Below are 21,023 nucleotides of genomic sequence, written 5' to 3' on the forward strand. Positions count from 1 at the left end.
GTATGCATGGAGCGCCTCACCGGCCGGATAATTCTGCTTTGGGGTTGGCGGCGTGCGCTTGTGGCGTTTCTCGCGGGCGCTTTTGCCGTGCTTGGGCAGGCGCCTTACGATTTCTTCGCCGCCTGTTTCGTCTCGTTTCCGCTGCTGGTCTGGCTGCTGGATGGCGCCACCGGCGAAGCTTCCGGCAGCTTGGTTCGTCGCCTGCGGCCGGCTTTCGCCGTCGGTTGGTGGTTCGGTTTCGGCTATTTCCTCGCCGGCCTCTGGTGGATCGGTTCGGCGCTGCTGGTCGAGGCCGACAGTTTTGCCTGGGCGCTTCCCTTCGCGGTGGTCGGCATTCCTTTCATGCTCGCCTTTTTCTACGGCTTTGCGGCAATCGTTGCCCGGCTGCTGTGGAGCAACGACATTGGCCGCATCGCCGCCCTTGCCTTCGGCTTCGGCCTGGCGGAATGGCTGCGCGATTTCCTGTTCACCGGTTTTCCCTGGAATGCGGTCGGCTACGCGGCCATGCCCGTGCCGCTGCTGATGCAGAGCGTCTCGGTGACGGGCATGATCGGCATGAACGCGCTCGCGGTGTTCGTCTTCGCATTGCCGGCACTGCTGGCGGCACGTCGGCACCTGCGCCTCGGCGCGGCACTGTTTGTCGTGCTCGCCGCCTCCCATGTCGGCTTCGGCTATATCAGGCTTGCCGCTCCCGAACCGCCAGCTTCACGCAGCCTGGATGTCCGCATCGTCCAGCCGGCCGTGGACCTGTCGGAAAAATGGGATGCCTCGGTGCGCGACCGCATCTTCGCGGTCCTGATGGGGCTCTCGGCCAAGGCGCCGGACCCAGGCCATCAAAAGCCGCAACTGATCCTGTGGCCCGAAACCTCGGTGCCGTTCCTCTTCACCGAGCGTCCGGACGCATTGACGGCGCTGGGGGACATGCTCGGACCCGGCCAGATGCTGATTGCCGGCGTCGTTCGCGAGGAAGGCGGTTCGGCCGCGAATGCCGACAGCCGTTACTATAACTCCGTGGTGGCGATCGACGACAAGGGTGAAATCGCTGACGCCGTCGACAAGGTTCACCTGGTGCCGTTCGGCGAATACCTGCCTTTCGCCGATCTGCTCCAGCGTTTCGGCATCGAGCAACTGGTTGCCGGGCCGATGAGTTTCGCGGCCGGCAATGAGCGCCACGCCATCACGCTGCCCGATGGCATCCGTGCGCTGCCATTTATCTGTTATGAGGTGATCTTTCCCGATCTTGTGGCAGTTGACGCTGCGTCAGCGCAGCTTATTGTGAACGTTACCAACGATGCGTGGTTCGGCGACACGCCGGGTCCGTATCAGCATTTCAGGCAGGCCCAGATCCGTGCGGTGGAAAATGGATTGCCATTGGTGCGTGCTGCCAACAACGGCATCTCGGCCGTCGTCGATCCGCGCGGGCGCATCGTCGATGCGCTTGCGATCGACGCACACGGCGCCATCGATGCCCACATACCGATTTCCGGACAGGCGCTCATATCTCCCGGCCAACGGCGCATTAACGGAATGCTGATCATGTTGCTGTTTGCCGTTGGGGCAGCGCTGTTGAACGTAAGGCAAAGACTACGGGTGAATTGACAGCCAACACATTAGAAACTCATACTGTAAGTGCCTGAAAATTTCTCGAAGCCGGTGGATCGTTCTGTTGGGGCAGTTGCCTCCGGCTTTGTTTGGGCAGGAAAAAAATAGAGAAAGCCGAAAAAATTCGGCGAGGAAAAAATGACAGAAGACAACAAGAAGAAACCGAATCCGATCGACATCCATGTTGGCAGTCGCATCCGGCTTCGCCGTAACATGCTGGGAATGAGCCAGGAAAAGCTGGGAGAAAACCTCGGCATCACATTTCAGCAGATTCAGAAATATGAAAAAGGCACCAACCGCGTCGGCGCCAGCCGATTGCAGGCGATAGCGTCCATACTCGGCGTGCCTGTCGCCTTCTTTTTCGAGGATGCGCCCGGCCAGGAGCCCGTGGCGGGCCGTGGATTTGCCGAGGACGCGTCGATGGCTTTCGCCGTCGAATTCTGCGGCAGTCCCGAAGGACTCCAGCTCAACCGGGCCTTTGTCAAGATCGCCGATGCCAAGGTGCGCCGCAGGATCATAGACCTGGTCAAGTCCCTCTCCACCGACGATCCCGACTGATCGGCAATCACGCCAGGACTGGCGGCGTCTTGCCGCCGGTGGCACAAGATAACTGCATCGACATTCATGCCAGAACCGAAGCACCGCTTGACGAGCGGCGCTTCGCCCCGCTAACACGTGGCGCGCCAAAATCGGCAGCCTGCCGATCGTTTTTCAAGAGGGGACACCCGTGACGCGGCAGAACTACTTCTTTACCTCGGAATCCGTTGCCGAGGGCCATCCCGACAAAGTCTGTGACCGGATTTCCGACGAGATCGTCGATCTGGTGTATCGCGAAGCCAAGAAGACCGGCATGGACCCGTGGAAAGTCCGTGTCGCCTGCGAGACGCTGGCCACCACAAACCGTGTCGTGATCGCCGGCGAAGTGCGTGTTCCCGACACGTTGCTCAAGCGGGACAAGGCCGGCAATATTCTCAAGGATGCCGCGGGGCATTCGGTCGTCAATCCGGCCAAGTTCAAATCGGTCGCCCGCAAGGCGATCCGCGAAATCGGGTACGAGCAGGCCGGCTTTCACTGGAAAACGGCGAAGATCGAGGTTCTGCTGCACGGCCAGTCGCCTGACATCGGCCAGGGCGTCGATAATGCCTCCGACCGTCAGGGCGAAGAGGGTGCCGGCGACCAGGGCATCATGTTCGGTTACGCCTGCCGCGAGACGCCGGATCTGATGCCGGCGCCGATCTACTACAGCCACAAGATCCTCGAACTGCTGGCTGCCGCCCGTCACGAAGGCAGCGGTGAAGCCGGCAAGCTCGGGCCGGATGCCAAGAGCCAAGTCACCGTTCGCTATGTCGATGGCAAGGCCGCCGAGGCGACGCAGATCGTGCTGTCCACGCAGCATCTCGATGCGAGCTGGGATTCGAAGAAGGTCCGCAAGGTCGTCGAACCCTATATCCGCGAGGCACTGGGCGACCTCAAGATCGCCGACGATTGCATGTGGTACATCAATCCGACCGGCAAGTTCGTCATCGGCGGGCCGGACGGCGACGCCGGGCTGACCGGCCGCAAGATCATCGTCGACACCTATGGTGGTGCCGCACCCCATGGCGGCGGCGCCTTCTCCGGCAAGGACACCACCAAGGTGGATCGTTCGGCGGCCTATGCGGCGCGCTACCTGGCCAAGAACGTCGTGGCGGCGAAACTCGCCGACCGCTGCACCATCCAGCTTTCCTACGCCATCGGCGTTGCTCAGCCGCTGTCGGTCTATGTCGACTTGCACGGTACCGGCAAGGTCGACGAGGCAAAGCTCGAGGACGCGTTGCGCACGGTAATGGATCTGTCGCCGTCGGGCATCCGCCGTCACCTCGATCTCAACAAACCGATCTACGCCAAGACGTCGTCCTACGGCCATTTCGGCCGCAAGGCCGGCCGTGATGGGTCTTTCTCCTGGGAAAAGACCGATCTCGCCAAGGCACTCAAGGACGCGGTCGCCGCCTGACAGCGGCACCGCAAAGTCCCGCCATGGATCCGAAGGACAGACCAAGCCGCGCGACTGAAGCCTTTTTCGGTCGCCGGCGCGGCAAGACCATGCGCCCGCAGCAGGCGGCCGCACTGGAAATCGGCTTTGGCACATATCGGCTCGATCTGACGGCCCAGCCGCCGGCGGATCTCAGCGCTTTGTTTGAGACGGATGTCCGCGCGGTTCGCCTCGAGATTGGCTTCGGCGGTGGCGAGCATCTCCTGCATCGTGCGACCGAGGCCCCAGCGATCGGCTTTATCGGCGTCGAGCCCTTCGTCAACGGCATGGCCAAGATGATGATGGCGGTGCGCGAGAAACCGCTCGCCAATTTGCGGGTTTATGACGACGACGCCACAAGGCTGCTCGACTGGCTGCCGCAAGCCTCGCTCGACGGCATCGATCTGCTCTATCCCGATCCTTGGCCGAAGAAGAAACACTGGAAGCGGCGCTTCGTCAGCCCGGTCAATCTCGGGCGGTTCGCGCGTGTGCTGAAGCCTGGTTCAAAATTCCGCTTTGCGTCCGACATCGACACCTATGTCAACTGGACCCTGCTGCATTGCCGCGCGCATGGCGCGTTCGCATGGCAGGCTTGCGAGGCGGCGGACTGGCACCGGCCCTATGAAGGCTGGCCGGGCACCCGTTACGAGGCCAAGGCCATTCGTGAGGGCCGGCGGCCGGCCTATCTTACCTTCATTCGGAAATAAGCTTGCAGTCTTAGAGCAATTCCAGGAAAAGTGTGAAACGGTTTTCCGTCCGGAATTGCGTCAAAGCTAGAAGCGGCGGCCGATGCGATCGAAGGCGGCAGGCTCGACGCCGAGGTTGCGCAGGTCGTCGGCGCGCGGCCTGCGACCGGCTTCCACGGCCCGTGAAGCGGCCACGGCGCTGCCGAATACGGTGAAGAAGTCGCCTATTGCAGAAAATATCTTGCGATTGCTCATGATCATGTCCTTTCGCGCACGTGTGACGCACGGCCACATTTGTGCAGCGCAACATAGGTAGGTGCGTTTCCGCGCCAATCCCATGGGGGTCGCCGCATAGGCGCCATGCACCCCATGCAACGCTGGCGCGGGCCGCCTCGATGGCGGCGTTGCCCGACCAGCATAGCGGGCTTGAAACACAGGCCATGATCGTTTATATCAACCTCAAATTCTTGGTCGGTATGACGAAGAGTGGGTCCACCCGGTCCCGCTCTTTTTTATTACCTGCCGATAACTTGGTAGAACGACAGGGCTTCGATGACTGCAACGGCAAGCGAGGGCGACGATCGCATCATCCGCGAAAGCGGCATCGATGCGCGCATCGCGCTGATCGTCCAGCCGGTCCTGCGTGGCATCGGCTTCCGCCTCGTGCGGGTGCATCTGTCGGGCCAGAACGGGCTGACGCTGCAGATCATGGCCGAACGCGAGGACGGCACCATGACCGTCGAGGATTGCGAAGAGGTCAGCCGCGCGGTGTCGCCGGCGCTCGACGTCGACGATCCGATCGAAAAGGCCTATCATCTTGAAGTCTCGTCGCCCGGCATCGACCGGCCGCTGGTCCGCAAATCGGATTTCACGACCTGGACGGGTCATCTGGTGAAGATGGAAACATCGATCGTCGTTGCCGACCGCAAGCGCTTCAAGGGCAAGATCGCCGAAGCAGGCGAAGACGATGTGCTGATCGAGCGCGACAAGGCCGCCTATGGCGAGGAGCCGACGGTGCGCGTCCCCTATGATGCGATTGCCGATGTGCGCTTGATCCTGACAGACGATCTTATCCGCGATGCCCTGTCGAAGGACAACAGGGCGCGCAAGGAAGCCAAGAAACGCCGCGGCGAACCGGACGACGACGAGTCGGGTGCGGAAGCGGACGCCACGGAAGAACACGAACAGGAACTATGATTGAGCTGCCGGGCGCAAAGGTCCGGCAAACAGGCTCGGGAGAAAAACGATGGTTGTAAGCGCCAACAGACTTGAATTGCTGCAGATCGCCGACGCCGTCGCGCGTGAAAAGTCGATCGACAAGTCGATCGTCATCGCCGCCATGGCCGATGCGATCCAGAAGGCGGCGCGTTCGCGTTACGGTCAGGAGACCAACATCCGCGCCGACATCAACCCGAACACCGGTGAGATGAAGCTGCAGCGGCTGATGGAAGTGGTCGAGAAGGTCGATGACTACGCCACGCAGATCGCCATTTCCTCGGCTCGCGAGCGCAATCCCGACGCCCAGCTCGGCGACTTCATCGCCGAACAGCTGCCGCCCATGGATTTCGGCCGCATCGCCGCCCAGTCGGCCAAGCAGGTCATCGTGCAGAAGGTCCGCGAGGCCGAACGCGACCGCCAGTATGACGAGTACAAGGACCGCATCGGCGAGATCGTCAACGGTACCGTCAAGCGCGTCGAATACGGCAACGTCATCGTCGATCTCGGCCGCGGCGAAGCGATCATCCGCCGCGATGAGCTGATCCCGCGCGAGAACTACAAATATGGCGACCGCGTCCGCGCCTATGTCTACGATGTGCGCCGCGAGCAGCGCGGCCCGCAGATTTTCCTGTCGCGTACCCATCCGCAGTTCATGGCCAAGCTGTTCACCATGGAAGTGCCGGAAATCTATGACGGCATCATCGAGATCAAGTCGGTCGCCCGCGATCCAGGTTCGCGCGCCAAGATCGCCGTCATCTCGCGCGACAGCTCGATCGATCCGGTCGGCGCCTGCGTCGGCATGCGCGGCAGCCGCGTCCAGGCCGTCGTCGGCGAATTGCAGGGCGAGAAGATCGACATCATTCCGTGGTCGCCTTCGGCGGCGTCCTTCATCGTCAACGCGCTGCAGCCGGCGGAAGTCGCCAAGGTCGTGCTCGACGAGGATGCCGAACGCATCGAAGTCGTGGTTCCCGACGACCAGCTGTCGCTGGCCATCGGCCGCCGCGGCCAGAACGTGCGCCTGGCGTCGCAGCTGACCGGTTGGGATATCGACATCCTGACCGAGGCCGAAGAATCCGAGCGCCGCCAGAAGGAATTCGTCGAGCGTTCGTCGCTGTTCATGGAAGCCCTCGACGTCGACGAGATGGTCGGCCAGGTGCTGGCCTCCGAAGGCTTCACCAGCGTCGAGGAAGTCGCTTATGTCGATTCCGGCGAGATTGCCTCTATCGACGGTTTCGATGAGGACACCGCTTCGGAAATCCAGACCCGCGCTCGCGAATATCTGGAGAAGATCGAGGCCGAGCACGACGACAAGCGCAAGGCGCTTGGCGTTTCGGACGAATTGCGCGAAATCCCCGGCGTCACCACCGCCATGATGGTGACGCTCGGCGAGGACGGCGTGAAGACGATCGAGGATTTCGCCGGCTATGCCGCCGACGACCTGACCGGCTGGAAGGAACGCAAGGACGGCGAGACAAAAGTCTATCCGGGTGTGCTGGCCAATCATGGCGTGACCCGCGCAGACGCCGAACAGATGGTTCTGGCCGCCCGCCTCAAGGCCGGCTGGATCACCGAAGACGAGCTTGCAGCCGAAGAAGTCTCGGCTGACGAAGCCGTTGGTGCGTGAGGTGAAACCGCATCGCACCGAACCCGCCCTTGGACGAGATGAACGATCGCACCTGCATCGTTACGCGCACACAAGCCGAACCGGATGATCTGATCCGGTTTGTCGTCGGCCCGGATTCGGCCGTCGTTCCCGACATCAAGAGAAATCTGCCCGGCCGCGGTTGCTGGGTGACCGCCGACCGCCTACATATCGACAAGGCGGCGGCGAAGAACCTCTTTGCCCGCGCCTTCAAGGCACAGGTGGTCGTGCCGCCCGATCTTGGCGGCATGATCGACGGGCTACTTTCCAGGCACGCTCTGGGCATGCTTGGTCTTGCCCGCAAGGCAGGCGCAATTTCGCTTGGTGCTACCAAGGTCGAAAGTGCTGTCCGCGGTGGATTGGCGCTTTTCGTGCTCCACGCGACCGAGGCGTCCGACGACGGCGTGCGCAAGATCAGCCAGGCGCGACGGGCGACAGTCCATCTCGGTGGGCCCGCCATCCTTGCCTACAAACTTTTCTCCGAGGCCGAGTTGAGCTTGGCATTGGGGGGTACAAATGTGATACATGCTGCCGTTCTCGCGGGAGACGCGGGCAGGGCGGTCCAGAAGCGCATGGTTGCGCTCGACCGGTATCGGGGCGGTTCCCCGGACGATCTGGCAATGCTTGCGGCTGTTGCTGACGAAGATGATGCCGCAGAGGATATGGAATGAGCGATACGAAATCGGGTGACGACAATACGCTGAGTGTGACGCCGAAGAAGACCTTGACGCTGAAGCGCCCCGGTATGGAACAGGGCACTGTGCGCCAGAACTTCTCGCACGGCCGCACCAAGCAGGTCGTCGTCGAAACCAAGAAGCGCAAATTCTCGATGCCCGGCGACAAGCCGGAGCCCGTTGCCGCCCCCGTCTTCACACCGAAGCCGGCGGTCGTGGCCGCGCCCGTCGTCGTGCCGGAAGCACCGAAGGCGCCACCACCCCCGCCGGCCCCGGTCGAACGCAGCGGTATGGTGCTGAACGAACTGTCGCGCAGTGAAATGGAAGCGCGCCGCAGGGCGCTCGAGGGCTCGAAGGTTCGCGAGGTCGAGGACCGCCAGCGCGCCGCCGAGGATGCCAAGCGTCGCGCCGAGGACGAAGAGCGCCGCAAGCGCGAACGCGATGAATCCGCACGCCGCCAGGCCGAGGAAGAGGCGCGGTTGCAGACCGAGGCCGAATCCCGCCGTCGGGCTGAGGAAGAGGCCCGTCGACGCGCGCCATTGGCCGCCGAACTGGCAACAGTCGATGACGAGGAAGTGGCCAAGCCGAAACGTGTTGGTGCCGGCGCACCGGTGCGCCGTCCGGTCACGCCCGAAGTGGCGCGTCCGGCCAAGCCGACCAAGGCCGAGGAAGACCGCCGCCGCGGCAAGCTGACGCTGAATTCAGCATTGTCCGACGAAGACGCGCGAGCCCGGTCGCTGTCGTCGATGCGTCGCCGCCAGGAAAAATTCAAGCGCGCGATGCACAATGAGCCGCGCGAGAAAGTCATGCGCGAAGTGATCCTGCCAGAGACCATCACCATCCAGGAACTGGCGCAACGCATGTCCGAGCGCGCGGTCGACCTGGTCAAGTTCTTCATGAAGCAGGGCCAGATCCTGAAGCCGGGCGACGTCATCGACGCCGACACGGCCGAGCTGGTTGCTACCGAATTCGGCCACACGGTCCGCCGCGTTGCCGAGTCCGACATCGAGGAAGGCCTGTTCAACATCGCCGACAATGCCGAGGACCTGGTTTCGCGTCCGCCGGTCGTGACGATCATGGGTCACGTCGATCATGGCAAGACCTCGCTGCTCGACGCGATCCGCAACGCCAATGTCGTCTCCGGCGAAGCCGGCGGCATCACCCAGCATATCGGCGCCTACCAGGTCGAGAAGAACGGTCACAAGATCACCTTCATCGACACGCCCGGCCACGCCGCCTTCACGGCGATGCGTGCTCGTGGCGCCCAGGCGACCGACATCGCCATCCTGGTGGTTGCGGCCGATGACAGCGTCATGCCGCAGACGATCGAATCGATCAGCCATGCCAAGGCGGCCGGTGTTCCGATCATCGTGGCGATCAACAAGATCGACAAGCATGATGCCGATCCGCAGAAAGTGCGCTCGGAGCTGCTGCGCCACGAGGTTTTCGTCGAATCCATGGGCGGTGAAGTTCTGGACGTCGAAGTGTCGGCGACCAAGGGCACCAATCTCGACAAGCTGCTCGAGGCGATCCTGCTGCAGGCCGAAATTCTCGACCTGAAGGCCAATCCGGATCGTACCGCCGAAGGCGTCGTCATTGAAGCCCAGCTCGACAAGGGCCGTGGCCCCGTTGCCACCGTGCTGGTGCAGACCGGCACGCTGATGCCGGGCGACATCCTGGTTGCCGGCAACGAATGGGGCCGGGTGCGTGCGCTGGTCAACGATCGTGGCGTGCAGATCAAGGAAGCGCCGCCGGCGATGCCGGTGGAAGTGCTTGGCTTGCAGGGCACACCGCAGGCCGGCGACCGCTTCGCCGTGGTCAACAACGAGGCCCGTGCCCGCGAGATCACCGAATACCGCCAGCGTCTGGCGCGCGAGAAGGCGGTTGCCAAGCATGCCGGCCAGCGCGGTTCGCTCGAGCAGATGATGTCGCAATTGCAAACGAGCGGGTTGAAGGAATTCCCGCTGGTCATCAAGGGCGACGTGCAGGGCTCGATCGAAGCGATCAACGCGGCGCTGGACAAGCTCGGCACCGACGAAGTGCGTGCGCGCATCGTCCATGCCGGCGCCGGCGCCATCACCGAAAGCGACGTGTCGCTGGCCGAGACTTCGGGTGCCGCGATCATCGGCTTCAACGTTCGCGCCAACGTCCAGGCACGTGCCGCCGCAGCGGCGGCTGGCATCGAGATTCGCTATTACTCGATCATCTACAACCTCGTGGATGACGTGAAGGCGGCTCTGTCGGGCCTGCTGTCGCCGGAGCGTCGCGAGACCTTCATCGGCAACGCGCAGATCCTCGAAATCTTCGACATCACCAAGGTCGGCAAGATCGCCGGCTGCCGTGTCACCGAAGGCAAGGTCGAGCGTGGTGCGGGCGTGCGCCTGATCCGCGACAACGTCGTCATCCACGAAGGCACGCTGAAGACGCTGAAGCGCTTCAAGGACGAAGTTTCGGAAGTCCCCGGCGGCCAGGAGTGCGGCATGGCCTTCCAGAACTACGAGGACATGCGCGTCGGCGACGTCATCGAATGCTTCCGCGTCGAGATGGTGACCCGGACACTCTGAGTTCGAATGACTTGTCCATACCGGGCGGTGGCCGAAAGGCCGCCGCCCGAGGTCCATTGAGAACGACCCATATGAGACATGCGGCACGGTCCCATCCCGCGCCTCACGCTTTCAGGATAGAGAAAAATGCCCCGTCCAACCACATCCAGCCCATCCCAGCGCATGCTGCGCGTCGCCGAACAGGTGCGCCATGCGCTATCCGAAACCCTGCAGCGCGGCGAGATCATCGATCCGCTGATCGAGAACACCGTGGTGTCGGTCTCGGAAGTGCGCATGTCGCCCGATTTGAAGGTCGCTACCGCTTTCGTCTCGCCGCTCGGCGCCAAGGATACCGATGCGGTGGTCGAGGCGCTGAACAAGCATGCGAAATTCGTCCGTGGCCGTGTCTCCGGCGCGCTGCGGCAGATGAAGTTCATGCCGGAATTCCGCTTCAAGCTCGACACCTCCTTCGACAATTTTGCCAGGATCAACGACCTCTTGAAATCGCCGGAAGTGGCGCGCGATCTGGGTCCTGAGGACCAGGAAAACGCGGACCAGGACAAAGACGGCAACAAGGACACCGAATAGTGGCGCGCCGCGGCAAGAAGAAGGGCCGGCCGATCTCGGGCTGGCTGATCCTGGACAAGCCGGTCGGCATGGGCTCGACCGAAGCCGTCTCCAAGATCAAATGGCTGTTCCAGGCCGAAAAGGCCGGCCATGCCGGCACGCTCGACCCGCTGGCGTCCGGTATGCTGCCGATCGCGCTTGGCGAGGCCACAAAGACCGTTCCCTACGTGCAGGACGGCGCAAAGATCTACCGCTTCACCGTTGCCTGGGGGCAGGAGCGCTCCACCGATGACCTCGAAGGTCCGGTGACGAAAGAGTCCGACCTGCGCCCGTCGCAAGCCCAAGTGCTCGCCCTGCTGCCGAAATATACTGGCGTCATCATGCAGACGCCGCCGCAATTCTCGGCCATCAAGATCGCGGGCGAGCGTGCCTATGATCTGGCCCGCGACGGTGCGACGGTCGACATACCCGCGCGAGAGATCGAGATCGGCCGTCTGGACGTTGTCGAGCATGGCGCCGATCATACTGTTTTCGAGGTCGAGTGCGGCAAGGGCACCTATGTGCGCTCGCTGGCCCGCGACATGGGCCGCGACATCGGCTGTTTCGGCCACATTTCCGAATTGCGCCGGGTCGAGGTCGAGCCGTTCACGGCGGAGGATTTCGTCACCATCGCCGAACTGGAAGCCGCCCGTTTCGGTGTCCAGGACGAAGACAGCACGACGGACGTCACTGACGCAACGGAAGCCGCTGACACGACAGAGGCTGTCGACAAGGTGGAAGTACCAATCGACTTCGACGCCATCGATGCGCTTCTGGTCGATACGTCGGCGGCTCTCGACTGCCTGCCGCAGATCGCCATCAGCGACGATGCAGCGACCAAGATCCGCCTTGGCAACCCGGTCATCATTCGCGGCCGCGACGCACCGGTGGAAGCCGAGGAAGCCTGCGCCACGGCGCGCGGCAAGCTGGTCGCCATCGGTGCCGTCGAGCAAGGCATGTTCAAGCCCAAGCGGGTCTTTGCCGGGTGACTCCTGTCGTCTAATGTCGAGGCGAGGACTCGCACGAGGGGCATATGGCAAAGGCTGAGACCGTGAAGACGCGGGCGCCGGTGAAAACGCGGCGGCCGCCGGTCGGTGCGTCGCCCGGCACGCTGATCGCCGACCCCTCGGCGCGGCGCAGCGAACTCAGGCTGACGCTGATCTCGCCTGAAAAATTCAAGACCATCGAAAATGCCAGCATCGACGATCTCAACACCCATTGCGATAAATGGCCGGTCCTCTGGCTCGATTGTACCGGCCTCGCCAACATCCCGCTGATCGAGGAGATCGGCCGTATATTCAGCCTGCACCCGCTGGCGCTGGAGGACGTCGTCAACACCGGCCAACGGCCGAAAGTCGACTTCTTCGAGGACCATGCCTTCGTCGTCGTCAGGATGATCGACGATGTCACCTCGCACCGCTATGAGCAGATCGCCGTCTTCTTCGGCAACAATTTCGTCGTCACCTTTCAGGAACGGGAAGGCGATCCGTTCGATCCCGTGCGCAAGCGCATCGAAAGCTCAGTGCCCAACCGGTTGCGCGCCCGCGGTGCCGATTACCTCGCCTATGCGCTGATCGACGCCATCGTCGACAGCTACTTTCCGCCGATCGAGGCCGCCGGCGACATGGTCGACAGCATCGAGGACGAGATGCTGCATTCGCCGCACAAGCATCAGATGCGGCAGCTGCATGAATTGCGGCGCGACGCCAACGTGCTGAAAGGCGTGCTGTGGCCGATGCGCGATGCGCTGGCGACGCTGATCCGCAACGATGTGCCCTATGTGAAGGCCGAGACCAAGATCTTCCTCAACGACACGCTCGACCATGCGCTACGGTTGATCGAGCTGGTCGAAACCCAGCGCGACATGCTGACCGGCCTGATCGAGATGCACCTGTCGCTGAGCCAGGCGCGCACCAACGACGTCATCAGCTATCTCACCATCGTCTCGGTCATCTTCATGCCGCTCACCTTCCTGGTCGGCATCTGGGGCATGAATTTCGATCCGGAGTCTTCGCCCTGGAACATGCCGGAACTGAAGGCCTATTATGGCTATCCCTTGTCGCTGCTGTTCATGGCGCTTGTCGCGTTCGGGCTGATTGCCTTCTTCAAATGGAAGAAATGGCTTTGACAAGGCTAAAACCTGCCATTTTGGCCTGAAAAGCCGGCTTGTGAATTGGGCTGGTGTTTTCCGGGGAATTGCACTATATGCGCCGCAGCATAGCGCTATGACGTTTTGCTTGCACCGGCCCCTGCTGGACGACATCCCGGCTGAGGGCGACCCGTTTCCTCAAACAGATAAGGAAAAACACGATGTCGATTACTGCCGAGCGCAAACAGGAATTGATGGGTGAATTCGCAACCGCCAAGGGCGATACCGGGTCTCCGGAAGTCCAGGTGGCCATCCTTTCCGAGCGCATCAAGAACCTGACCGACCATTTCAAGGACCACAAGAAGGATAACCATTCCCGCCGTGGTCTGCTTGCTCTCGTCTCCCAGCGCCGCAGCCTGCTTGATTATCTCAAGCGCAAGGACGACGCGCGCTACCAGACGCTGATCGAGAAGCTCGGTCTGCGCCGTTGACGAATTGACCGGCGGGCTTTCGAAGGAGAGCCCGCCGGTCGCGCATTCTGCCAGTCGCATCGACTGGCCAGACCCGGTTTCGATCGTGCAGAGGGCACTCGAAACCGCCCATGGACGGTCATGGGGCAGGATTGCAGGACGCTCGCGCGCGCACCGCGCCGAAATCACCCGAGCCTCCCGTTGTCTTGCCCGTGGCTGCCCGAGAAAGGAAGCCAGGGAAAGGGCATCTCCGCGCACCGTGAAACGGCGCGGCCCTTTCCTCATATTAAGGACAAGACATGTTCAATCACCACAAAGTGGAAATCGAATGGGGCGGCCGTCCGCTCATCCTCGAAACCGGCAAGATCGCACGCCAGGCAGACGGCGCGGTGCTCGCCACCTACGGCGAGACCAAGGTCCTCGCCACCGTCGTTTCGATGAAGGAGCCGAAGCCCGGCCTCGATTTCTTTCCGCTGACCGTCAACTACCAGGAAAAGACCTACGCCGCCGGCAAGATCCCGGGTGGCTATTTCAAGCGTGAAGGCCGTCCGAGCGAGAAGGAAACGCTGGTTTCCCGCCTCATCGACCGCCCGATCCGCCCGCTCTTCGCCGCAGGCTACAAGAACGACACCCAGATCGTCGTCACCGTCGTCCAGCACGATCTCGAGAACGATCCCGACATCCTGTCGATCGTCGCCACTTCGGCGGCCCTGACGCTCTCCGGCGTTCCCTTCATGGGCCCGATCGGCGGCGCTCGCGTCGGCTACATCAACGGCGAATACGTGCTCAACCCGCATGTCGACGAGATGCAGGAATCCAAGCTCGACCTGATCGTCGCCGGCACCAGCGATGCCGTGCTGATGGTTGAGTCCGAGGCCAAGGAATTGGGCGAAGAGCTGATGCTCGGCGCCGTCATGTTCGGCCACAAGGGCTTCCAGCCGGTCATCGACGCCATCATCAAGCTGGCCGAAGTTGCTGCCAAGGAGCCGCGCGACTTCACCGCGCCGGACTATTCCGCGCTTGAAGCCGAGATGCTGAAGATCGTCGGCGACGAACTCAGTAATGCCTACAAGAACGTCGACAAGCAGAAGCGTTACGCCGCCGTCGACGCCGTCAAGGCGAAGGTCAAGGCAGCGTTTGCCCCGGCCGAAGGCGAAGACGCCAAATACACTTCCGAGCAGATCGGCAGCGTGTTCAAGGAACTCCAGGCCAAGGTCGTGCGCTGGAACATCCTCGACACCGGTTCGCGCATCGATGGTCGCGACCTGAGCACGGTTCGCAAGATCGTCTCCGAAGTCGGCGTTCTGCCGCGCACCCATGGTTCGGCGCTGTTCACCCGCGGCGAAACCCAGGCGCTGGTCGTTGCCACGCTCGGCACCGGCGAGGACGAGCAATACGTCGATTCGCTGACCGGCATGTACAAGGAGAAGTTCCTCCTTCATTACAACTTCCCTCCCTACTCCGTCGGTGAGACCGGCCGCATGGGTTCGCCGGGCCGCCGTGAAATCGGCCATGGCAAGCTCGCCTGGCGCGCCATTCGCCCGATGCTGCCGAGCGCCGACCAGTTCCCCTACACGCTGCGCGTCGTCTCGGAGATCACCGAGTCCAACGGTTCGTCGTCGATGGCCACTGTCTGCGGCACCTCGCTGGCGCTGATGGATGCCGGCGTGCCGCTGGCCAAGCCCGTCGCCGGTATCGCCATGGGCCTGATCAAGGAAGGCGAGCGTTTCGCCGTTCTGTCCGACATCCTCGGTGACGAAGATCACCTCGGCGATATGGACTTCAAGGTCGCCGGCACCGCCAGCGGCATCACCTCGCTGCAGATGGATATCAAGATCGAAGGCATCACCGAGGAGATCATGAAGATCGCGCTGGACCAGGCCAAGGATGGCCGCCAGCACATCCTCGGCGAGATGGCGCATGCTCTGACCGGCGCGCGTTCGGAACTGGGTGAGTTCGCACCGCGCATCGAAGTGATGCACATCCCGACCGATAAGATTCGTGACGTGATCGGCTCGGGCGGCAAGGTGATCCGCGAGATCGTCGAAAAGACCGGCGCCAAGATCAACATCGAGGACGACGGCACGGTCAAGATCGCCTCGTCGAACGCCAAGGAGATCGAGGCGGCGAAGAAGTGGATCCACACCATCGTCGCCGAGCCGGAAGTCGGCGAGATTTACGAAGGTACGGTTGTCAAGACCGCGGACTTCGGCGCTTTCGTCAACTTCTTCGGTCCGCGTGACGGCCTCGTCCACATCTCGCAGCTTGCCAACGACCGGGTCGCCAAGACCTCGGACGTGGTCAAGGAAGGCGATAAGGTCTGGGTCAAGCTGATGGGCTTCGACGAGCGCGGCAAGGTCCGCCTGTCGATGAAGGTCGTCGACCAGGCCACCGGCAAGGAACTCGCCCGCGACAAGAAGACCGAAGGCGAAGAAAACGCCGCCTGATTGGTCTGAGACCATGAATCGAAACGGGCGCGGCTTATGTCGCGCCCGTTTTCATTTTAGCTCCGTTTCACTTTCAGATCGTCTAGACAGGTCGAGATCGAACAATGTCCGCCGAGCCGTTGAAGACGCTTTTCCATCCCTTCGAGGCGGAGGCTGTTCCTCTGCCGGGAAAGGGCACGCGCGCACTGTTTCTCGGCGCTGAGCCGGGTTTTCGCCTGCCTGAAGGCTTTGAGGCGACGCTTCACCTCGTACAGGGCTTCCGGCCGCATTTTAGCGCGCTGCAGGCGTCGGGCTTCGTCGTCACCGCGCAAGTGGAAGGCGATGGCTTCGATATGGCACTTGTGCTTGCCGGCCGACATCGCGGCCTGAACGAAGTGCGCCTCGCGCAGGCGCTTGAGCGCGTGGCGCCGGGCGGCCTGGTCGTCATTGCCGGCGGCAAGGACGATGGCATTGCCAGCCTGCGCAAGCGCGTTGACGAGCTTGTGCCGCTTGAAGGCCATTTGCCCAAATATCACGGCATTGCCTTCTGGTTGCGACGTCCCGCCGATCTGGCCGCCGCGGAAGAATTGCGCGCCGCCAATCCCGCTCTGCTGGTTGAAAACCGGTTCCGCACCGCGCCCGGCATGTTTTCCTTCGACCGGGTCGATACCGGCTCCAAATTGCTGGGCGAGAACCTGCCCGATGATCTGCGGGGCAGCGTTGCCGATTTCTGCGCCGGCTGGGGGTATCTGGCTGCCGAGATCGCCGCCCGCTCACCGGGCATTTCAGCGCTCGACCTCTATGAGGCCGATTTCGCCTCGCTCGAAGCCGCAAAGCTCAATCTGGCAGGGGTCGGCCAGTCGATCGCCAGGAATTTCTTCTGGATCGATCTGCTGAAGGAACCGGTCGAGAAGCGTTACGACGCGATCGCCATGAACCCGCCCTTTCACCGCAGCCGGGCGGCCGAGCCGGAGATCGGCGCCGGCATGATCCGCGCGGCGGCCAAGGCCTTGAAACCAGGTGGGCGGCTGTTCATGGTCGCCAACCGCCAGCTTCCCTATGAGCCGATCCTGGCGGCCGCTTTTTCGAGCCATGCCGAACTCGCTCGCGACGGCATGTTCAAGGTGCTTGTCGCTCGTCGTTGAAGCATGATCCCGAAAAGTGGATACCGGTTTTCGGAAAAGGTCATGCTCAGACGAAAACAGACATCGCGTCGCACTCAATGCAGATTGGCGACGCGCCGGACCTCATCGGTGACATGCGCGTCGCCGACCCTGATCTTGAGGGGGGCGGGCCTGCCGTAAAGGTAGCCTTGCACCACCTCGCAGCCGGCTGCCCTGAGCAGCGTCGCCTGGCTTTCGGTCTCGACGCCTTCGGCAATGATGCTGACGCCGAGCGCGCGCGAAAGCCCGACGATCGTCGAGACGACCGCGCCGGAGCTGGAGTCGGTGTCGAGGCGGCTGACGAAGGACCGGTCGATCTTCAGCTTGCCGAATGAGAAATCGATCAGGTAGCTCAAATTGGAATAGCCGGTACCGAAATCGTCGACGGCGACCGAGATGCCCATATCCGCAAGCTCCTTCAGGATGGCGGCGGCGCGGTCGCGGTCCTGCATCATCGCCGTCTCGGTCACTTCCAGCTCCAGCCGCGACGGCTTGATGCCGGTGCTCGTCATAGTGTCGCGCACGATGCCGACGAAATCCTTGGTCATGAACTGGACGGGCGAGATGTTGACGGCGACGAAGCAATCGTCGGGCAGATGCCGGGCGTCGCTGCAGGCTTTGCGCAGCACCCATTCGCCGATCGGGCCGATCATGCCGGTTTCCTCGGCGATCGGAATGAACTCCATCGGCGGGATCATGCCGCGTTCCGGATGCCGCCAGCGGATAAGCGCTTCATACCCGACGATGCGGCCGGTCGGGAGATCGAGCTGCGGCTGGTAATGAAGGTCGAAGTCACCGCGCTCGAAGGCTGTATTCAGTTCGGATTCGATCCATTGGCGATGGTCGGCGACCCTGCCCATTTCGGCATGGAAGACCGACCAGTTGCCGACGCCGCTGGCGCGCGCGTTCTGCAGCGCCAGATTGGAGCGGCGCAGGATGAGGACGGGATCGACGCCGTCCTTTGGCATCGCCACGATGCCGACCGACAGGCTGACCGATTGCAGGTGCGTACCGAGATCATAGGGCTCCATCATCTCGTCGATGAGCCTCTCGACGGTGCTTTCCAGCGATCCGGACACCTGATTGTCGGGCAGCAGGATCGCGAATTCACCGGCGCCGATGCGTCCGATCAGCGCGCGCGGCGGCACGCACATCTTCAAGCGCTTGGTGAAGGCGCGGATCAGCTCGTCGCCCTGGCTGTAGCCGATGGCGTCATTGATCTGCTTGAAGCGGTCGATGTCGATATCGATGAGGAACATCGGCTCGCCGGTCCGGCTGGTCGCGCATGCCGCCTCGGCAATCTTGCCGACCATCGCCGGGCGTGCCACCAGGCCGGTCAGCTTGTCGAAATGGGTTTCCGTGAAGACGAAATCCGCCGATTCATCGACGCCGGCGAAGAAGGACATCGCGGCGACCGATGCCGCCAGTGCGCAAAGAGCGGCCATCACCGAGACCATCATGTCCGCGGAGATGCCGACAAAACCATCGCCGAGACCGAGCTTCAGGCCCCAGAGCCCGAGGACGAAACTGCCGAGACCCGAACTCGCTATGGTGAGCAGTCGGAACACCGGTGTTCGCTTCGGGTTGCTGACGGCGAGCATTGAAAGTTCCCCTGAGTACGGGGCTTTCTAGCGGATATCTCCTTAAAATGAGTTTCGGCGAATGAATCCAATTTTACTGGACCGAAAGTATTTCTTGAGCGGATCAATACGCCTAGCGCTGAAACGGATGCAGTTGGCGCGCTTTAAGCTTCGTGTCTTCAAATGTCGCCATTCCAAAACCGCCGCGCACCTTTGGGCGACAGGCGTTAGTCTCGTCCGCCGTCGGTCTGCTTCAATTCGTCGAGTGTCGGCATGGAAACGATGTGATAGCCGGAATCGACATAGTGGATCTCGCCGGTAACCCCGGAAGACAGATCCGACAACAGATAAAGTGCCGAGCCGCCGACCTCGTCGATGGTCACCGTGCGGCGCAGCGGCGAGTTTCGCTGCTGATAGGAGAACATATGGCGCGCATCGGAAATACCGGCGCCGGCGAGCGTGCGTACGGGTCCAGCCGATATGCCGTTCACCCTGATGCCGCGCGGACCGTAATCGTTGGCGAGGTAGCGGACACTCGCCTCCAGCCCTGCCTTGGCGACGCCCATGACATTGTAGTTCGGCATGACGCGGACGGAGCCCGCATAGGTCAGCGTGATCATCGATCCGCCGTCCTGCATCAAGGTGGCTGCATGGCGGGCGACCTCGGTGAAGGAGTAGCAAGAGATCACCATGGTACGGACGAAATTGTCCCGGCTGGTGTCGGCGTAGAGGCCTTTCAACTCGTTCTTGTCGGAAAAGCCGATGGCGTGGACGATGAAATCCAGCCCGCCCCATTCCTTGCCCAGGGTCTCGAATGTGGCGGCGACCGAAGCGCTGTCCTCGACGTCGCACGGCACCACCAGCGAGGCGCCGAGCTTGTCGGCCAGCGGCTTGACCCGGCGTCCGAAGGCATCGCCCTGATAGGTGAAGGCGAGTTCCGCCCCATGTTTGGACAATTTCCGGGCAATTCCCCAAGCGATCGAATGATCGTTGGCGACACCCATGACAAGCCCGCGCTTGCCCTTCATCAATCCGTCCATGGCCGGCAAATCCTTATGCGGAATAGCGCTGGAAAACGAGCGTGGCGTTGGTGCCGCCGAAGCCGAAGGAATTGGACAAGACAGTATCGATCCTGGCGTCGTCGATGCGCTTTCGCACGATCGGCATGCCCTCGAATTCGGGGTCGAGGGTCTCGATATGGGCGCTTTCGCCGATGAAGCCGCCCTGCATCATCAGGATCGAATAGATGGATTCCTGCACGCCGGCCGCGCCCAGCGAATGGCCGGTCAGCGACTTCGTCGAGGTGATATACGGCATCTCTGGGCCGAACACCTCGCGGATCGCTCCCATTTCCTTGGAATCTCCCACCGGCGTCGAGGTGCCATGGGTGTTGATGTAGTCGACCGGTGTGGAAACCGTGGCCAGCGCCTGGCGCATGCAGCGGACCGCGCCCTCGCCTGAAGGAGCAACCATGTCGTAGCCATCCGACGTCGCGCCATAGCCGACGATCTCGGCATAGATCTTGGCGCCGCGCGCCTTGGCATGCTCAAGCTCTTCCAGCACCAGCACCCCGGCGCCGCCGGCGATGACGAAGCCGTCCCGATTGGCGTCATAGGCGCGGGAAGCTGTCGATGCCTTGTCGTTGAATTTCGACGACATCGCGCCCATGGCGTCGAACAGGTCCGACATCGTCCAGTCGAGATCCTCGTGGCCGCCGGCAAAGATGATGTCCTGCTTGCCCCACTGGATCAATTCATAGCCATTGCCGATGCAGTGCGCCGAGGTCGAACAGGCCGACGAGATCGAGTAGTTGACGCCGTGGATCTTGAACCAGGTGGCAAGCGTCGCCGATGCGGTTGATGACATTGCCTTCGGCACCGCGAACGGACCGATGCGCTTGGGACTGCCATTCTTCAGCGTCGTTTCGGCAGCTTCGACGATGGTGCGGGTGGATGGTCCGCCCGATCCCATGACGATGCCGGTGCGCTCATTGGTGATGTCGCTCTCGCCGAGGCCCGCATCCGCGATCGCCTGATCCATGGCGACATGGTTCCAGGCAGCCCCCTGGCTCAGGAAGCGCATCGCACGGCGGTCGATCATGGCCGATGGATCGAGCGTCGGCGCTCCCCAGACCTGGCAACGGAAGCCGTGTTCGGCAAAGGAATCGGAGAAGCTGATGCCGGATTTGGCGTCATGCAGAGAGGTCTGCACCTCGTTGGCATTGTTGCCGATCGACGACACGATGCCGATGCCTGTGACTACGACACGTCTCATTCGCAACTCCTTCCAGGGGTGCTGGCCAGAGAGTTGGCC

At 62.3% G+C, this 21,023-nt stretch carries 18 protein-coding genes; 14 read left to right on the forward strand and 4 right to left on the reverse strand.

Going from position 1 to position 21,023, the window contains the following annotated elements; genetic code table 11:
• Positions 1 to 6: 6 nt before the first annotated feature.
• The 4 genes from lnt (at position 7) to EOA13_RS16260 (ending at position 4,320) form a co-directional block, all read left to right on the forward strand.
• A complete protein-coding gene (gene lnt / locus EOA13_RS16245; RefSeq protein WP_127294034.1) occupies positions 7 to 1,599 on the forward strand; it encodes an apolipoprotein N-acyltransferase in 1,593 nt (530 codons plus the stop codon).
• A gap of 141 nt (positions 1,600 to 1,740) precedes the next feature.
• Entirely contained in the window at positions 1,741 to 2,160 is a 420-nt protein-coding gene (locus tag EOA13_RS16250) for a helix-turn-helix domain-containing protein (RefSeq protein ID WP_023811410.1), read from the forward strand.
• Positions 2,161 to 2,329: 169 nt separating this feature from the next.
• Positions 2,330 to 3,595 (forward strand): methionine adenosyltransferase, encoded by a 1,266-nt coding sequence (gene metK, locus EOA13_RS16255; protein WP_023811409.1) that lies wholly within the window; start codon positions 2,330 to 2,332, stop codon positions 3,593 to 3,595.
• 23 nt (positions 3,596 to 3,618) lie between these two features.
• Complete coding sequence (locus tag EOA13_RS16260; RefSeq protein WP_127294036.1) at positions 3,619 to 4,320, forward strand: tRNA (guanosine(46)-N(7))-methyltransferase TrmB; 702 nt, start codon at positions 3,619 to 3,621, stop codon at positions 4,318 to 4,320.
• Positions 4,321 to 4,386: 66 nt separating this feature from the next.
• On the opposite strand, the gene EOA13_RS16265 is transcribed toward EOA13_RS16260, so the two are convergent.
• On the reverse strand, positions 4,387 to 4,554 hold the full coding sequence (locus EOA13_RS16265; protein ID WP_013527898.1) for a hypothetical protein: 168 nt from the start codon (positions 4,552 to 4,554) through the stop codon (positions 4,387 to 4,389).
• Between the two features lie 297 nt (positions 4,555 to 4,851).
• Between EOA13_RS16265 and rimP the strand changes: the two genes are divergently transcribed.
• From rimP to EOA13_RS16315, 10 genes are all read left to right on the forward strand, one after another.
• Positions 4,852 to 5,496 carry a ribosome maturation factor RimP gene (gene rimP / locus EOA13_RS16270; RefSeq protein ID WP_013527897.1) on the forward strand — a complete coding sequence of 215 codons (645 nt, stop codon included), beginning with the start codon at positions 4,852 to 4,854 and terminating at the stop codon, positions 5,494 to 5,496.
• Positions 5,497 to 5,545: 49 nt separating this feature from the next.
• Positions 5,546 to 7,141, forward strand: coding sequence for a transcription termination factor NusA (gene nusA / locus EOA13_RS16275; RefSeq protein ID WP_013527896.1), 1,596 nt, complete (start codon positions 5,546 to 5,548; stop codon positions 7,139 to 7,141).
• A gap of 38 nt (positions 7,142 to 7,179) precedes the next feature.
• Positions 7,180 to 7,830: an RNA-binding protein gene (locus EOA13_RS16280; RefSeq protein ID WP_127294038.1), complete on the forward strand. Its 651-nt coding sequence runs from the start codon at positions 7,180 to 7,182 to the stop codon at positions 7,828 to 7,830.
• Positions 7,827 to 10,397, forward strand: a complete 2,571-nt coding sequence (gene infB, locus EOA13_RS16285; protein ID WP_127294040.1) for a translation initiation factor IF-2 — start codon at positions 7,827 to 7,829, stop codon at positions 10,395 to 10,397. The genes EOA13_RS16280 and infB overlap by 4 nt, the downstream gene beginning before the upstream one ends.
• A 126-nt stretch (positions 10,398 to 10,523) precedes the next feature.
• On the forward strand, positions 10,524 to 10,964 hold the full coding sequence (gene rbfA / locus EOA13_RS16290) for a 30S ribosome-binding factor RbfA (RefSeq protein WP_127294042.1): 441 nt from the start codon (positions 10,524 to 10,526) through the stop codon (positions 10,962 to 10,964).
• The gene (truB, locus tag EOA13_RS16295) at positions 10,964 to 11,971 is read left to right on the forward strand and encodes a tRNA pseudouridine(55) synthase TruB (protein WP_127294044.1); all 1,008 of its coding nucleotides are present in this window, start codon (positions 10,964 to 10,966) and stop codon (positions 11,969 to 11,971) included. The genes rbfA and truB overlap by 1 nt, the downstream gene beginning before the upstream one ends.
• A 44-nt stretch (positions 11,972 to 12,015) precedes the next feature.
• Entirely contained in the window at positions 12,016 to 13,110 is a 1,095-nt protein-coding gene (corA, locus tag EOA13_RS16300) for a magnesium/cobalt transporter CorA (RefSeq protein WP_127294046.1), read from the forward strand.
• 140 nt (positions 13,111 to 13,250) lie between these two features.
• Entirely contained in the window at positions 13,251 to 13,562 is a 312-nt protein-coding gene (gene rpsO, locus EOA13_RS16305) for a 30S ribosomal protein S15 (RefSeq protein ID WP_269470859.1), read from the forward strand.
• A 278-nt stretch (positions 13,563 to 13,840) separates the two neighbouring features.
• Positions 13,841 to 15,988: a polyribonucleotide nucleotidyltransferase gene (pnp, locus tag EOA13_RS16310; RefSeq protein WP_127294048.1), complete on the forward strand. Its 2,148-nt coding sequence runs from the start codon at positions 13,841 to 13,843 to the stop codon at positions 15,986 to 15,988.
• A 104-nt stretch (positions 15,989 to 16,092) separates the two neighbouring features.
• Positions 16,093 to 17,112 carry a class I SAM-dependent methyltransferase gene (locus EOA13_RS16315; protein ID WP_127294050.1) on the forward strand — a complete coding sequence of 340 codons (1,020 nt, stop codon included), beginning with the start codon at positions 16,093 to 16,095 and terminating at the stop codon, positions 17,110 to 17,112.
• A 74-nt stretch (positions 17,113 to 17,186) separates the two neighbouring features.
• On the opposite strand, the gene EOA13_RS16320 is transcribed toward EOA13_RS16315, so the two are convergent.
• The 3 genes from EOA13_RS16320 to fabB all read right to left on the reverse strand — a co-directional run bounded on the left by EOA13_RS16320 (position 17,187) and on the right by fabB (position 20,984).
• The gene (locus EOA13_RS16320) at positions 17,187 to 18,731 is read right to left on the reverse strand and encodes a bifunctional diguanylate cyclase/phosphodiesterase (protein ID WP_127294052.1); all 1,545 of its coding nucleotides are present in this window, start codon (positions 18,729 to 18,731) and stop codon (positions 17,187 to 17,189) included.
• A gap of 206 nt (positions 18,732 to 18,937) precedes the next feature.
• Positions 18,938 to 19,750, reverse strand: coding sequence for an enoyl-ACP reductase FabI (gene fabI / locus EOA13_RS16325; protein ID WP_127294054.1), 813 nt, complete (start codon positions 19,748 to 19,750; stop codon positions 18,938 to 18,940).
• Positions 19,751 to 19,763: 13 nt separating this feature from the next.
• On the reverse strand, positions 19,764 to 20,984 hold the full coding sequence (gene fabB, locus EOA13_RS16330) for a beta-ketoacyl-ACP synthase I (RefSeq protein ID WP_127294056.1): 1,221 nt from the start codon (positions 20,982 to 20,984) through the stop codon (positions 19,764 to 19,766).
• Positions 20,985 to 21,023 lie beyond the last annotated feature (39 nt).

Source organism: Mesorhizobium sp. M7A.F.Ca.US.011.01.1.1 (assembly GCF_003998295.1).
Taxonomy (GTDB): Bacteria; Pseudomonadota; Alphaproteobacteria; order Rhizobiales; family Rhizobiaceae; genus Mesorhizobium.

Bases quoted from the DNA above. Each gene is read 5' to 3' on its own strand.
- EOA13_RS16280 (WP_127294038.1), top strand. From the start codon at position 7,180: ATGAACGATCGCACCTGCATCGTTACGCGCACACAAGCCGAACCGGAT.
- EOA13_RS16265 (WP_013527898.1), bottom strand. From the start codon at position 4,554: ATGAGCAATCGCAAGATATTTTCTGCAATAGGCGACTTCTTCACCGTA.
- EOA13_RS16320 (WP_127294052.1), bottom strand. From the start codon at position 18,731: ATGCTCGCCGTCAGCAACCCGAAGCGAACACCGGTGTTCCGACTGCTC.
- EOA13_RS16315 (WP_127294050.1), top strand. From the start codon at position 16,093: ATGTCCGCCGAGCCGTTGAAGACGCTTTTCCATCCCTTCGAGGCGGAG.
- EOA13_RS16260 (WP_127294036.1), top strand. From the start codon at position 3,619: ATGGATCCGAAGGACAGACCAAGCCGCGCGACTGAAGCCTTTTTCGGT.
- rimP (WP_013527897.1), top strand. From the start codon at position 4,852: ATGACTGCAACGGCAAGCGAGGGCGACGATCGCATCATCCGCGAAAGC.
- rbfA (WP_127294042.1), top strand. From the start codon at position 10,524: ATGCCCCGTCCAACCACATCCAGCCCATCCCAGCGCATGCTGCGCGTC.
- nusA (WP_013527896.1), top strand. From the start codon at position 5,546: ATGGTTGTAAGCGCCAACAGACTTGAATTGCTGCAGATCGCCGACGCC.
- pnp (WP_127294048.1), top strand. From the start codon at position 13,841: ATGTTCAATCACCACAAAGTGGAAATCGAATGGGGCGGCCGTCCGCTC.
- EOA13_RS16250 (WP_023811410.1), top strand. From the start codon at position 1,741: ATGACAGAAGACAACAAGAAGAAACCGAATCCGATCGACATCCATGTT.
- corA (WP_127294046.1), top strand. From the start codon at position 12,016: ATGGCAAAGGCTGAGACCGTGAAGACGCGGGCGCCGGTGAAAACGCGG.
- infB (WP_127294040.1), top strand. From the start codon at position 7,827: ATGAGCGATACGAAATCGGGTGACGACAATACGCTGAGTGTGACGCCG.
- fabB (WP_127294056.1), bottom strand. From the start codon at position 20,984: ATGAGACGTGTCGTAGTCACAGGCATCGGCATCGTGTCGTCGATCGGC.
- fabI (WP_127294054.1), bottom strand. From the start codon at position 19,750: ATGGACGGATTGATGAAGGGCAAGCGCGGGCTTGTCATGGGTGTCGCC.
- lnt (WP_127294034.1), top strand. From the start codon at position 7: ATGGAGCGCCTCACCGGCCGGATAATTCTGCTTTGGGGTTGGCGGCGT.